The sequence below is a fragment of the Nitrogeniibacter mangrovi genome, assembly GCF_010983895.1.
Lineage (GTDB): Bacteria > Pseudomonadota > Gammaproteobacteria > Burkholderiales > Rhodocyclaceae > Nitrogeniibacter > Nitrogeniibacter mangrovi.
The window spans coordinates 3,119,254-3,133,177 of the sequence record NZ_CP048836.1 but is presented as its reverse complement, the minus strand read 5'-3'; the positions used below and the strand labels follow the sequence as shown (position 1 = coordinate 3,133,177).

12 protein-coding genes are annotated in these 13,924 nt (G+C 66.3%); 8 read left to right on the top strand and 4 right to left on the bottom strand.

Annotated features, from left to right (window positions below; genetic code table 11):
* Positions 1-39: 39 nt before the first annotated feature.
* Positions 40-903, bottom strand: coding sequence for an HDOD domain-containing protein (locus tag G3580_RS14550; RefSeq protein WP_173766681.1), 864 nt, complete (start codon positions 901-903; stop codon positions 40-42).
* Positions 904-1,052: 149 nt separating this feature from the next.
* Between G3580_RS14550 and G3580_RS14545 the strand changes: the two genes are divergently transcribed.
* From G3580_RS14545 to G3580_RS14535, 3 genes are all read left to right on the top strand, one after another.
* Positions 1,053-2,051, top strand: coding sequence for an oxidoreductase (locus G3580_RS14545; RefSeq protein WP_173766679.1), 999 nt, complete (start codon positions 1,053-1,055; stop codon positions 2,049-2,051).
* A 22-nt stretch (positions 2,052-2,073) separates the two neighbouring features.
* A complete protein-coding gene (locus G3580_RS14540) occupies positions 2,074-3,273 on the top strand; it encodes a response regulator (RefSeq protein ID WP_228720679.1) in 1,200 nt (399 codons plus the stop codon).
* Between the two features lie 72 nt (positions 3,274-3,345).
* Positions 3,346-5,238: a propionate--CoA ligase gene (locus tag G3580_RS14535; RefSeq protein ID WP_173766677.1), complete on the top strand. Its 1,893-nt coding sequence runs from the start codon at positions 3,346-3,348 to the stop codon at positions 5,236-5,238.
* Between the two features lie 64 nt (positions 5,239-5,302).
* Here G3580_RS14535 and G3580_RS14530 read toward each other — a convergent pair whose 3' ends face one another.
* The 3 genes from G3580_RS14530 to G3580_RS14520 are packed head-to-tail and all read right to left on the bottom strand — an operon-like array spanning position 5,303 to position 8,555.
* Positions 5,303-6,055, bottom strand: coding sequence for a PEP-CTERM/exosortase system-associated acyltransferase (locus G3580_RS14530; protein WP_173766675.1), 753 nt, complete (start codon positions 6,053-6,055; stop codon positions 5,303-5,305).
* 27 nt (positions 6,056-6,082) lie between these two features.
* Entirely contained in the window at positions 6,083-7,297 is a 1,215-nt protein-coding gene (locus tag G3580_RS14525) for an ABC transporter permease (protein ID WP_173766673.1), read from the bottom strand.
* A gap of 13 nt (positions 7,298-7,310) precedes the next feature.
* Entirely contained in the window at positions 7,311-8,555 is a 1,245-nt protein-coding gene (locus G3580_RS14520; RefSeq protein ID WP_173766671.1) for an ABC transporter permease, read from the bottom strand.
* 67 nt (positions 8,556-8,622) lie between these two features.
* Here G3580_RS14520 and G3580_RS14515 point away from each other — a divergent pair, with 67 nt between their 5' ends.
* The 5 genes from G3580_RS14515 to G3580_RS14495 all read left to right on the top strand — a co-directional run bounded on the left by G3580_RS14515 (position 8,623) and on the right by G3580_RS14495 (position 13,868).
* Positions 8,623-9,507, top strand: coding sequence for a ThiF family adenylyltransferase (locus tag G3580_RS14515; RefSeq protein ID WP_173766670.1), 885 nt, complete (start codon positions 8,623-8,625; stop codon positions 9,505-9,507).
* A complete protein-coding gene (locus G3580_RS14510; protein ID WP_173766668.1) occupies positions 9,500-10,597 on the top strand; it encodes a nitroreductase family protein in 1,098 nt (365 codons plus the stop codon). The genes G3580_RS14515 and G3580_RS14510 overlap by 8 nt, the downstream gene beginning before the upstream one ends.
* A gap of 13 nt (positions 10,598-10,610) precedes the next feature.
* A complete protein-coding gene (locus tag G3580_RS14505) occupies positions 10,611-11,801 on the top strand; it encodes a glycosyltransferase (protein WP_173766666.1) in 1,191 nt (396 codons plus the stop codon).
* Positions 11,798-12,715 carry a PIG-L deacetylase family protein gene (locus G3580_RS14500; protein WP_173766664.1) on the top strand — a complete coding sequence of 306 codons (918 nt, stop codon included), beginning with the start codon at positions 11,798-11,800 and terminating at the stop codon, positions 12,713-12,715. The genes G3580_RS14505 and G3580_RS14500 overlap by 4 nt, the downstream gene beginning before the upstream one ends.
* A gap of 187 nt (positions 12,716-12,902) precedes the next feature.
* On the top strand, positions 12,903-13,868 hold the full coding sequence (locus tag G3580_RS14495) for a PEP-CTERM sorting domain-containing protein (RefSeq protein ID WP_173766661.1): 966 nt from the start codon (positions 12,903-12,905) through the stop codon (positions 13,866-13,868).
* Positions 13,869-13,924 lie beyond the last annotated feature (56 nt).

Here is a 13,924-nt window from a genome sequence, read left to right as displayed (position 1 = left end):
CGGCGGCCGGCACAGCGCCCATCGCGGCGTTCTGTCCGGTCATTGCTCGCCGTCGGGCGGCAGCAGGCGTTCGGCGTCTTCCTGGGGGATGGCCAGGTGTTTGATCAGCTGGGTGCGGTTGACCCGGAGCAGATCGGAGATGGCGGCCAGATCGTCCGGGATGGCGGCGTTGTCCCAGCCGCGTGCGCTGTGCCGGGCCAGGTGATTGGCCAGCTTGACGGTGCGTACGCGCGGGTTGCCGGCGTTGTCGCCGTCCATGAGCGAGACGAGCAGATCGGGCAGATGCCAGGCCTTGGTGATGGCCAGCTGGAGATCGCTGGCCGTGAAGCCGAACACCTCGCGCTGGGCGGTGGCGCTGCGCAGGCCGCGGTCGAGCCGCTGCATGTCGTAGACCCGCTGCGTGAGTTCCGGCGCGAAGGTCCAGCACAGCACGTCGGCGGCGTCGTGCAGCAGGGCCGCCACGGTGATTTCCTCCACGTCCAGGTCGTGGCGCAGGATGGCCCAGTCGCGCGCGAAGTGGGCCGCGCGGCGGGCGCGGGCGATGACGCGCAGGGCGCCGACGAGCGCTTTGGGCACGTCCGCCAGGCGCGCTTCCAGCGTCGGCTGGTCGGCGAAGATGCGGAAGAACGGCGAGATGCCGATCATCATGATCGCGCGGTCGATGGTGGTGATGTCGTGATTCTGCGAACGCCGCCGGTTCTGTTCCATGTGGCTCAACAGGCGCAGGGTCATGAGCGGGTCGCTGAGCACCACGGCGGTCAATTGCTTGCCGCTGACCGCGTCCTCCTGCGCCCGCAGCGCGTCCAGCTGTTGCGCGGTGCGCTTGAGCACCGGGATGGGCTCGCTGGAGAAGCAGCTGACATAGGCGTCCAGAGACGCAAGCGGATGTTGGATGCGCAGCATTGTCACGAACCGAAAACCAATACAGCGTTATCGTCACTGGAGGCGAAGAACTTGAGTCTCCACGCCCGTGCGCGGGCCCGGGTGCGTTCGGCGAGACGGCTCAGGTGTTTTCGTTATAATCTTTTCGGATTAGCCGACAGCAAACGGGAATGGGTGTGTCCTTCAAGGCGTTCGTGATCGATCGGGGAAATGACAAGTCCGTAAGTGCCGGATTTCGTCAGTGGACCCCGGATGCGCTCGATCCGGGCGAGGTGCTGATCCGCACCCACTACTCGAGCATCAACTACAAGGATGCGCTCGCGGCCACGGGCAAGGGCAAGATCATCCGGCGCTTTCCCTGCATTGGCGGCATCGATCTGGCCGGCGAGGTGGTCGAATCGTCCGATGCGCGCTTCGCTCCCGGCGATCCGGTGATCGCCACCAGCTTCGACATCGGCGTCTCGCATCATGGCGGATACGCCGCCATGGCACGGATTCCCGCGCAGTGGGTGGTGCCGCTGCCGGCCGGGCTGACCTTGTTCGACGCGATGGCGCTGGGGACTGCCGGCTTCACGGCGGCGCTGGGCATCGTGCGCATGGAGGCCAACGGGTTGGCGCCGGAAAACGGTCCGGTGCTGGTGACCGGCGCCACCGGCGGTGTCGGCAGCCTCGCCATCGACATGCTGGCCGCGGCGGGCTACGCCGTGACCGCGCTGACCGGCAAGGCGCAGGAGCGCGACTACCTCACCATGCTGGGCGCGCACGACATCCTGTTGCGTGACGCGATCGATTTCGAGGCCGTTCGTCCGCTCGAAGGGGCCCGCTGGGCGGGTGCGGTCGACAACGTGGGGGGGCAGGTGCTCCACTGGATCCTTGCCACCATGCAGCAGGCCGGGACGGTGGCGAGCATCGGTAATGCCTCGAGCTTCGACATTTCCACCACCGTGTTCCCCTTCATCCTCCGCGGCGTGAGCCTGCTGGGTGTCGATTCGGGCTACATGGGCTTCCCGACGCGCCAGCGCGTGTGGGAGCGTCTGGCCGGGGATCTGCATCCGCGGCATCTGGCGGCGGTGACGCGCGTCATCGAGTTCGACGCGTTGCCGGCCGCTTTCGAAGATTTCATCGCGGGCCGCATTCGCGGACGCACCGTGGTTCGCATCGGCGCCTGAGGCCGGTCTGGAGACGAGCAGTTTGAGTGACGAAGACATCCCGCTGCCGCGCGTACTGATCGTCGATGATTCGCGCATGGTGCGTGCGTCGATCAGCAAGAACATCCGCGATCGTTTCGACGTGCGCGAGGAGGCCGACGGCGAGGACGGGTGGCAGGCGCTGTTGGTCGATCCGTCCATCCAGGTGGTGATTTCCGACCTGGGCATGCCGAAGCTCGACGGTTACGGGCTGCTCGAGCGGATTCGTGCCTCCAAGCTCTCGCGCATCAGCGAGCTGCCGGTGATCATCATCTCCGGCGAAGAGGACGATCAGGCTCGCGTCAAGGCCCGCGAGCTGGGCGCCACCGACTTCATCACCAAGGGCATCGGGACGGTCGAGCTCGTCAGCCGCCTCGATGCCCTGACGCGCCTGGCCAAGGCCACCCGGGAACTGGAGCAGAGCCGCGAGGCGCTGGCGCTGGGCAGCCCGGTCGACCCCCATTCGGGGCTGGCCACCAAGGCCTACATGGAGTGGCACGGCAACCAGGAACTGGCGCTGGCGCGCCGGCGCAATGGCGATCTGGCGGCCATGGTCATCATGATCGACCAGTTCGACCGCCTGCTGGCCGACTACGGCGTGCATATCACCGAGCTGATCAACCGCAAGCTGTCGAAGATCCTGTCCTCCAAGGTGCGCAAGGAAGACACCGTCTCGCAGATGGCGCCGGGGCAGTTCGCGGTGCTGTGCCCGGGCACCAACATCGACGGCTGCGCCGCCTTCGCCCTGCGCCTGCAGCGGGCCATCGACAAGCTGGTCATGACCTACCGCAACCGGCAGATCCGCATGACGGTGACGGTGGGCATCGCGGCCGGCTCAGGCAGCAACGAGGCGCTGACGCTCAGCCAGCTCATCGGCCTTGCGGTGCAGCGGGTCAAGACCGGCCTGGACGCCGGCGGCAACCGGGTGATCTCCGAAGTGGGCGAGATCGATCCGCGCCAGCTGCAACGCTTCGCCCGCCTGCCGGTCAGCATCGATCATGCCCTCATGCAGGTGCGGGTCGGCGCGGACAAGGAAGTCGCGTTGCGCCTGCCCGATGTGCTTGCGACGCTCATGCCCCTGCTCGAGCTGATCGAAGACGAACTTCACTGCGGCTTGCCGCTCGATGCGCTGCGTCATCCGCAGACATCGCGGCAGGCCGATGGCGAGGACCACCCCCACGAGGGCACAACAACAAAGCTATAACGCGAGAACAGCGTTCATTCATCCGACTCAACGTCGCTCACAATCGAAGGGAAAACTGGGAGAGGGATTGTCATGACGACATACAAGGAGTTTCACAAGCGCTCGATCGAGGACCGTGACGGGTTCTGGAAAGAGCAATCGGCACTCATCGACTGGCACAAGGCGCCGGAGCAGATCTGCGATTATTCGCGGCCGCCCTTCGTCAAGTGGTTCAAGGGGGGCGAGACCAACCTGTGCTACAACGCCGTCGATCGCCATGCCGCCAAGCGCCCGGACGACAAGGCGCTGATCTACATCTCCACCGAGACCAACGAAGAAGTGGTCTACAGCTTCGCGCAGCTGCAGCGCGAAGTGGAGCGCATGGCGGCCATCTACCAGGATCTGGGCGTCAAGAAGGGCGACCGTGTCCTGATCTACATGCCCATGATCGCCGAGGCGGCCTTTGCCATGCTCGCCTGCGCCCGCATCGGGGCGATCCACTCGGTGGTGTTCGGCGGCTTTGCCTCCGGCTCGCTGGCCACCCGTATCGACGATGCCAAGCCGGTGCTCATGGTCAGCTCCGACGCCGGCATGCGCAACGGCAAGGCCGTGCCCTACAAGCACCTGGTGGACGAGGCCTGCAACATCGCCGAGTTCCCGCCGCGCAACGTGCTGATCATTGACCGCGGGCTCGACAAGGGCTTCCCGAAGGTGGAAGGTCGCGACGTCGACTACGCCACCCTGCGCGCCAAGCATATGGATGCCCAGGTGCCGGTCACCTGGGTCGAATCCTCCGAACCGAGCTACATCCTCTACACCTCCGGCACCACCGGCAAGCCCAAGGGCGTGCAGCGCGATACCGGCGGTTACGCGGTGGCCCTGGCCGCGTCCATGAAGCACATCTTCATGGGGGATGCGGGCGAGACCATGTTCTCCACCTCCGACATCGGCTGGGTGGTCGGACACTCCTACATCGTCTACGGGCCGCTGCTCGCCGGCGTGGCCACGATCATGTACGAAGGCACGCCGTTGCGCCCCGATGCCGGCGTGTGGTGGTCCATCGTCGAGAAATACAAGGTCAGCGTCATGTTCTCGGCACCGACCGCGGTACGTGTGCTCAAGAAACAGGATCCGGCCTTCCTGAAGAAATACGACCTGTCCTCGCTCAAGCACCTGTTCCTGGCGGGCGAGCCGCTCGACGAAACCTCGCACGAGTGGATCATGAGCGAACTGGGCATCCCGGTCATCGACAACTACTGGCAGACCGAGACCGGCTGGCCGATCCTGGCCATCTGCCGCGGCGTCGAGGACAGCAAGATCAAGCTCGGCTCCCCGGCCTTCCCGGTCTATGGCTACGACCTGCGCCTGTTCCGCGAGGACGGCAGCGAGGCCGGCGCCAACGAGAAGGGCATCGTCGGCATCGTGCCGCCGCTGCCGCCGGGCTGCCTGTCCACCGTCTGGGGGCAGGACGAGCGTTTCGTCTCGACCTACTTCTCCACCTTTGCCGATCCGGTCATCTACTCGTCCTCCGACTGGGGCATCCGCGACGACAACGGCTACTACACGATCCTCGGCCGCATGGACGACGTGATCAACGTGGCCGGCCACCGTCTGGGCACCCGCGAGATCGAGGAGGCCGTGCAGGCGCATCCGGCGATCGCCGAGGTCGCCGTGGTCGGTGTCGCCGATTCGCTCAAGGGGCAGATGCCCATGGCCTTCGCGGTGGTCAAGGACGCTGCGACCGTCGACACCGAAGAGAAGCGGGTGGCCCTCGAGAAGGATGTGATGAAGAAGGTCGACAGCATGCTCGGCGCCATCGCGCGTCCGGGCCGGGTGCACTTCATCGCCGGCCTGCCCAAGACCCGTTCGGGCAAGCTGCTGCGCCGCTCCATCCAGGCGCTGGCCGAAGGGCGCGACCCGGGGGATCTGACCACCATCGAGGATCCGACCGCCCTCGAGCAGATCCGGACCGTGCTGGGCGTCTGATTGCTGGCACCCCGGAACGAAAAGGCCCGCCATCACGGCGGGCCTTTTTCATGCCGGCACTGGCTCAGCGGTCATGTCGGTAGCTGTTCTCGATCTGCCCCTGTACGACCCGCCAGATGGGTTTGACCATGAAGCGCAGGCCCTTGATGATCGACTGGACATCCATCATCGACGGCACGCGGGTGCCCCGATGTTCGATGGGGCCGCCGATCTGGCGGATCTCGACGCCGAGCTTGCCGAAATGGGAGGCCAGGCGTGGCTCGGTCAGCACGAACAGGGTATCGACGCCGTTGCGCGCGGCCAGCGCCACGGCACCCAGATACAGGCCGATGGGGATGTACGGGAAGCGCGGCTGATCTTCGCTGTCGTTGTAATCCGACTCGTCGAGGGCGACCGCCACGTGGCGTTCGCCCCGGCGCCGGCGGTAGGCCGAGCGCACGGCCAGCCGGGACACTTCGGCGATCCGGCGCCGATCCAGCCGCGCCGGATCGATGAGCGAGCGATCGAGGGTATGCGCGCAGGCCGCCTCGAAGGGCAGCGGGGCGTCCAGATCCTCCGGGTCGGCCAGGATCAGTCGGGTGCAGCCGACGGGCGCGAACGGATCGCGTGCGGAGCGCAGCAGGCAGTGCACGCTGTGGGCATCGTAGACGTCGATCTCCCGGCGGTCGGGTCGCTCGGGCTCGAACTTGAGCTCCTCGCAATAGACTTCGTGGCGGACGCGATACACCTCGTCGCGGATGGTGTCGTCGGCGGCGGCTTCGATCTGGAAATACTTGCTAAAACCCGCGCCGAGGTTGAAGCGGTCAAACAGCGACATGTGATTCTCCAAGGGGCAGGGCCATGGTCAGGTGCCCTGCCGTAGTGCATCGACGATGGGCCGGTGGGCGGCGCGACGTGCCGGCAGCAGGGCTGCGAGCACGGTGGCGAGCACACCGACCAGAAAGGCGCCGGCGATGGTGCTGGGCACCAGCCGGATGTAGGCGGTGTAGCCGAGGCTGGCGTTGGGGGGTGGCGGCATGGGGATGCCGATCGCCGAGACGATGAGCGCCACCAGCATGCCGATGAGAACGCCGAGCAGGGCGCCGCCACAGCCGAGCAAGGTGTTTTCCACCACCAGGAGCACGAACACATTGCGTGGTGTCGTGCCGATGGCCCGCATGGTGCCGAATTCGCTCATGCGCTCGAACACGTTCATGTTCACGCTGTTGACCACCGACAGGATCACCATGACCAGGATGATGAACTTGAGGAAGCCGAACTGGGCGTCATAGAGCTGGACGGTCTTGTCGAAGAAGTCCGACAGCTGGCGCCACGAGCGCGCTTCGAGCGGGCCGCCGGCCAGCTGCGCCCGGGTGGCGGCGAGGACCGCGTCGGTGTGCTCGGTGTCGTCGGCGACCATCACGAGGACGTTGGCGCCGTCGGTGTTCATGAGCGTCTGGGCGGCCTGGAGCGGAATGCGCACCGCGCGCGCATCGAAGTCCTTGGAGAAGCTCTGGAACACGCCGACGACGGTGAAATCGAGCGAGTTGAGCGCGCCCGCGGCGGTGTTGATCACCAGCGTCACATGATCGCCCGGCGACAGCTGCAGGTGTTCGGCGACGCCCTGGCCGACGAGCATGCCGAAGCGGTCGTCGTCGCCGAGAGTGCGCCCGGCGGTGATCTTCAGGTAATCGCTGAGCTTGGCTTCGACCTTGGGCTCGATGCCCTCGCCGACGATGGGGAAGTCCCGCTTGCCGTTGTTCATGAGGCCGGAGAAATTGAGCCGGGCGCTCACGTGTTGCACATGGGGCAGCTTGGCCAGCGCTTGCTTGATCGCGCCGGCGTCGTCGATCAGGTACTGCTCGGGGCGGCGTGTGCCATGCTCGAAGAAGCCCTTGCGGAAGACCTGGACGTGGCCGGTCTGGGTGTGGACGACCGCTTCGCCGAGCTGGATGAAGACGTCCTGGACGAAGCCGCCCGCGATGATGAGCCCGGCGACACCGAAGACGATGGCCGCCAGGGTCATGGCGGTGCGGGCCTTCTGGCGGAACACGTTGCGCAGGGCGAGTTTGACGATCATGTGTTGCGTTTTCCTAGCGCTGGTAGCGAAGTGCGTCGACGATGGCCATCCGGGAAGCCTTCCAGGCCGGAAACAGGCTCGCCAGGAGGGTGGTGAAGATCGCCAGCGTGAGCGAATCCTGGATGAGCGGCAGCGACAGCTGGATCTCCCCCAGGTAGCCTTCGGTCATGCCCGGCGCGGGGGGCATCGGGATGCCCACGGCGGAAATCGACACCGACAGCAGCCAGCCGACGACACTGCCGCCGATGCCGCCGACGATGCCGATGAGCACGCCCTCGAACAGGAACTGGCGCAGGATGCCCACGCGCGCGATGCCCAGCGCCATGGCGGTGCCGATCTCGTTGGTCCGCTCCATGACCGACATGGTCAGGGTGTTGGTGATGCTGAGGATGACGATCATGCCGATCAGCAGGCGCACGATGCCCACTTGCTTGGAGAACAGCTCCACCGTCTTGTTGTAGAAATCCGCCAGCGCCGTCCATGGGGTGACCTCGAACTGTGCCGGGTCGAGCGTGCGACGCAGGGTCGCGACGGCCGCGTCGGTCTCGTCGGTCTCGTCGAGCAGCACCACCCAGCTGGTGGCGCCGGAGACGCCGACCAGACGGCGCGCCAGCTCGATGGGCGCACGCAGCACGCTGTCGTCGTAGGGTTTGGAGACGGTGACGAAGAGGCCGGCCACGGTGGCCTCCACCGCATTGAGGCTACCGCTGCGGGTGGTCGAGAGCAGCACCAGGCGGTCGCCGGCCTTGGCGCCGATGCTGGCGGCCAGCCCCTGGCCGACGATCACCGAGTCGGGCGGACTCTCGGTCAGATCCTTGCCCGAGACGATGGAGATCTCGTCGGTGATCGGTGCCTCCGAGACCGGATCGATGCCTTCGCCCAGGAAGGAGATGGTGGCGTCGTCCTTGCTGATGAGGCCGCTGAACGCCAGTCGCGGCGTGATCGTTTTCAGGCCCTTGACCTGTTTGATGGCCGCCTCCTGGGTGCTGACTTCGGGCAGCAGGTACCGGTAAGGATCGGCCACGCCCTTGGACAGATAGTCCGGGCGGGTGATCTGGACGTGGCCCAGCTGCGAGTGGATCGTCGCCTCGCGCATGCTGACCAGAATCCAGTTGATGAAGCCGCCGGCGAGCAGAAACGCGATCACCCCGCCGGCTACGATGCCGACCGCGAGTGCCGAGCGGCGGCGGTGGCGCAGCAGGCTGCGCGCCGCGAGCTTGAGATCCTGCAGCCCCAACTGGAGTGATTTGTTCGTCATCGTGGTTTCATGAGTCGTCGGGCTTGCCTATCATAACGGCACCATGGAATCGGAATGAAGGACCTGAATGAGCCACGGCTTTGATTATGATGCCGCGTTCTCGCGCAATATCGGCTGGGTAACGGAAGCGGAGCAGGCATGTCTGAGGGGTAAGACGGTGGCGATTGCAGGGCTCGGCGGGGTGGGCGGTGCCCATCTGTTGACGCTGGCCCGGTTGGGTGTCGGGGGGTTCCGGATCGCGGATTTCGATTCTTTCGACATTGTGAACTTCAATCGTCAGGCCGGTGCCCTGTGCTCCACCCTCGGGCAGCCCAAGAGCACGGTGCTGGCGACCATGACCCGCGACATCAACCCGGAGGCGCGTCTCGACGTGCTGCCCGAGGCGGTGTCGGCCGCCAATGTCGATGCCTTTCTCGACGGCGTGGATCTGTATGTGGACAGCCTCGATTTCTTCGCCTTCGAGGCGCGCCGGCTGGTGTTCTCGGCCTGCCGGGCGCGCGGCATCCCGGCGGTGACCGCCGCGCCGCTCGGCTTCGGGGTGGCCTTTCTCTACTTTGATCCAAAGGGCATGTCCTTCGACGACTACTTCCAGTTCGCGAGCGCGGCCGACGAGGAGGAAATGGCCCTGCGCTTCGTCCTCGGTCTGTCGCCCGCCATGCTGCAGCGCGGCTACATCGCCGATCCCTCGCGGGTGGACCTGCGCGCGCGCAAGGGGCCGTCGACCATCGCCGCCTGCCAGCTGTGCGCCGGGGTCATCTGCGCCGAGGCGGTCAAGCTGCTGCTCGGTCGCGGGCAGGTGCCCAGCGCGCCGCGCGGCTTCCAGTTCGACGTGTATCGCAACCGGCTGGTGCACACCTGGCGGCCGTGGGGCAATCGCAACCCGATCCAGCGTCTGGGCCTGGCCATCGCGCGCCGTCAGCTCAAGAAGATGGGGCAGGCAAGCCATGGCTGATCTCGATCTGAGGCGGATGCTCGATCTCGGCCGCTGGGCCCCCAGCGGCGACAACACGCAACCGTGGCGTTTCCGGATCACCGGCGCGCGCACCGTGGAGGTGCTGGGCAGCGATACCCGCAGCTGGTGCCTCTACGACTACCGCGGCATTCCCAGCCGCATGGCGCATGGGGCCCTGTTGGAGACCCTGCGGATCGCGGCCACCGAGCAGCAGGCCCGCATGGGCTGGCGCCTGCGTGAGGGAGGCGACGAGACGGCGCCGGTCTACGAGATCGGCTTCGAGCCGGCGGACGCACTCGCGCCCGACCCGCTGCTGCCCTTCGTCGAATCCCGCTGTGTGCAGCGGCGCCCCATGCGCACACCGGCGCTTACGAGCGCGGAAATGGCCGCGTTGACGGAGGCGGCAGGCCCCGACTACCACGTCGACTTCCGCACCGGCGCTCGCGAGCGTCTCGAGGTCGCCAAACTGCTGTGGCACAGCGCCCGGGTGCGCCTGATCTGCCCGGAGGCCTACGAAACCCACCGCCGCATCATCGAATGGGGCGTCCGGTTCAGCAAGGACCGCATCCCGGAGCGCGCGGTCGGGGTCGACAGTCTGACGGCGCGACTCATGCGCTGGGTGCTCGCCGACTGGAAGCGTGTCGATTTTCTGAACACCTATCTGGCCGGCACGGTGATGCCGCGCATTCAGCTCGATCTCATTCCGGGGCTGGCGTGCGCCGGGCATTTCCTGATTCGGCCGCGGCAACCGGCGCGATCCGACCGGGAGCAGGTGCAGGCCGGCATGGCGATGCAGCGCGTGTGGCTCACCGCCGCGCGCCTTGGCCTCGGATTCCAGCCGGAGATGACGCCGGTCATCTTCCGCTGGTACGTTCAGGACGGGCAGGCGCTGTCCGCGCGTGCGCCGGTCAACGCCGCCGCCGCCGCGGTGGCAGAGCGCTTCAACGACGTGTGGTCGGTAAGCGCGGAGGCCCCGGCCGTGTTCATGGGGCGGGTCGGGCGTGGCGCGCCGCCGACGTCCCGTTCGCTGCGGCTCGATCTGGACGACCTGATCGTCGTCGACGGCCACGATACCGTCGAGGCGGCATGAAGAGGAGTTGCGCGTGACCACCGAGATGCCCCCCTCCAGCCCGCTGACTGTGTGCCTGGTGTCCGACGACGCCATTCCGGCGATGACCGGGGTCGGGACCCACATCCAGCTCATTGCACGGGAGATGGTCGCCCGTGGCCATCGGGTCGTGCTCGTCACCACCCGGCGTGCCGGGCAGCCGGAGATCGAAGACTGGGAAGGGGTCCGGATCCATCGGGTGCCGTCCGTGCGGGTCTTCGGCTTTTACCAGGGGCTGCCCTCGAAGCGGCGCATCCGCGACATCCTGACCGAGGAAGGCGTCGACCTGGTCCATCACCATTACGCCAGCCTGATGATGAAGCGGGTTCTGGCGGTGGCGGCGCGACTCGGGCTGCCCCAGGTGTCGACCCACCATTTCAGCGCCGAAGTCCTGACCCAGCCGCTCGTGATGCGCCCCATGCGCGGCATTATTCGCGCGCAGATGGTGGCCTACAGCAATCGCTGCGACGTGGTGATCGTGCCTTCGTCGAGTCTGAGCGAGCGCCTGCGTGCCGATGGCGTGACCGTACCGCTCCGGCACATCAGCAACCCGGTCGGCTTCGGTGACCCGGCGGCGGTGTCGCCGGCACAACGCAATGGCGCATTCGTCGTCCTCTACGCCGGTCGCCTCGGGCCGGAAAAGAATATCGGACTGCTGCTGCGGGCGTTCCGCCGGCTGCGCGAGGCGGTGCCCGACGCGCGCCTGTGGATTGCGGGGCGCGGGCCGACCGGGCCGTCGCTGGAGGCGTTGGCCGGCGAGCTCGGTATCCGCGACCAGGTGGATTTCCTCGGCTTCCTCGATCCGGCCATGCTGGCGACGCGCTACCGCAGCTGCGATCTGTTCGTGCTGCCGTCGGTCGAGGAGGCGCAGCCGCTGGTGGTGCTCGAGGCCATGTGGTTCAGCAAACCGGTGATCGTGACCCGGGCCATCGCGGCGGCGCGGGAGATGGTCGAACCGGGTGTGACCGGCCAGATCGTCGACCCGGCGGATCCGTCCGACCTGGCCGAGCGCATGATCGCCTTCGCCCAGGACGACACCGGGCGCCTGCAGATGGGCGCGGCGGGACGGGAGCGCGCTGCGCACTACACCCCCGCGGCCATCGTCGGCGAGCTGCTTGAGCTCTACCTCGACGTCTGCCGACAGCGCGGGCGCCCGACCGGCGCAGCCTCCGGAGTTTTCGAATGAAATACCGCGCGGTCATTCTCTCCCCCCATCTGGATGACGCGGTCTTCTCCTGCGGCGGGCGTATCGCGTCGCTGGTGACGGAAGGGCCGGTGCTGGTGCTCAACCTGTTTACGGAGTTCCCGGAACAGATCAAGTCGCGGGCCGTCGTCCTCGGTCCGGAGCGCTACGAGGAGGAAAGCCGGGCGGCGCGCTTGCTGGGATTCGAGTCGGAAAACCTGCACAAGGTGGATGCCTCGTGCCGGCGCGAGGCGTATCGCGCCATCTCCAACGTGTTCCGGCCGCCCGTCGGCGAGGACACCGGGGCCTTTCTCGAGGCCTTGCGCCGGAAGGTGCTGACGCGTCTGGAGGGTGTCGATTTCGACGAGATCTACGTGCCGTTGGCCATCGGCTGGCATGTGGATCACCTGCTCACCTTCTTCCTGGGTGAGGCTTGGTGGGGCGATCCTCGCCTGCGCTTGTATGAGGATGCCCCCTACTGTTACGTCGACCGTGCTGCCGCCGCTCGCCTCGCGGACTTGTCGCCGGAGGACGAAGCGGCCGTGCCGCTGCCGGGACGCCTGCGTACGGCGTGGGATGCCATGCGCAGCTACGCCAGCACCGCGATCATGAAACACCTCGAACCGTGGCCCGTGCGCCTGGCCGCGGTACCGGTAACCGGCGTCTATTTCTATCGGCTGCTCGGGCAGCACCGGCGCGACCCGTGTTTTGCCGACCGTTGGCGACTGGCGCCGGATGTCGACATTCTTGACCATCGTGCTGACATCAAGGTTGACGCGATGATGTGTTATGCCAGTCAGTTTCGTGAATTTTTCGACGGTCGGGACGACTGTCAGCGGCAGCAGATGGCCTATGCCGCCGAAGTGACCGGAGATCGTGCGGCGGTGGAGCGTTTCTGGCGATTGATCGCACGGTGAAGCGTACGGCGCGGCGGTGTCGGCAGAATTTACACCACCGATCCGCGGCACCGAGGCATGCTCGCCGATCGTTGAAAAAGCCTTGTAAAAACAAAGTCATACGTATTGTGTTCAATGCTGGCATGCCACGTGCTTATAGAGAGCCAGCCAACAACGGCACAGCCTCCTAACCGACCGGAGAAGAATTGTGAAACAAGTCAAACATGCGATGATCGCGGCAGCCGCAAGCCTGGTGGTTGGCTCTGCCTTTGCCGCGCCGGTGATCGAAGCCGGTAGCAACAGCATCTATTACAACAACCTCGAAAACCAGTACCGGACCGACGCACAGTGCGCGGCCGCTGGCGGCTGTCTGGCAAACGCAGACGCCCCGGCTGGCTACCAGCTGGTCGACCCGACCATCGCCGGTAACGTGATGGTCGGTGACGTGTTCGCCGGTGTCCTGCGCGTTCAGAACATCGATCACGCGGACGGCAGCTCCTGGTATCAGTCCGGCACCGATCAGTTCCAGGGCTACTTTGCCCAGGAAGTGACGGGGCTGAGCGCTGCCGGTTCGGCAGCCGCCCAGATCACCTTCGGTACCGTGGCTTCCGATCCGTTCGGCATCCTGGCTGCTGGTGAGATGTTCCGCTTCTACGTGGATGGCGGCGCAACGGCCTTCACGCAGACCACGAGCGGTAGCGTCATGGACATCATCAACCTGGCGACCGACGGCACCCTCTGGGCCAGCCTCGGCATCGCGGCCGGCAACAACGGTGGCTTCGCCTACGCGATTGACGATCAGACCGCGCCGGGTACCGCGACCACCACCGAGAGCTACCTCGGTCTGAACCTGATGCTGCTGGGCGCTGCCTACAACGGCGGTACGCTCAACCTCATCAACGACCTGAACGAGAGCCTCGTCGGTGGCGTGTCCGCCAGCCAGATCTGCTCGCCGGCCGAGATCGCCAACCCGGCGGTCAACTGCACGCAGTTCGTGGCAACGTCGGAGATCGAGTACAACTCCAGCAACGTGCTGCTCGGGAACGGTGCCTCTCCGTTCATCTTCGCCAGTAACGACCCGGCGACGATCAACCGCGTGCCGGAGCCGGCGACCCTGTCGATCCTCGGCCTCGGTCTTCTCGGTCTGGCTGCTTCCCGTCGCCGCAAGGCCTGATCGGATCCAGCCCAAAAAAAACAGCCCTTCGGGGCTGTTTTTTTGTTGACCTGCTG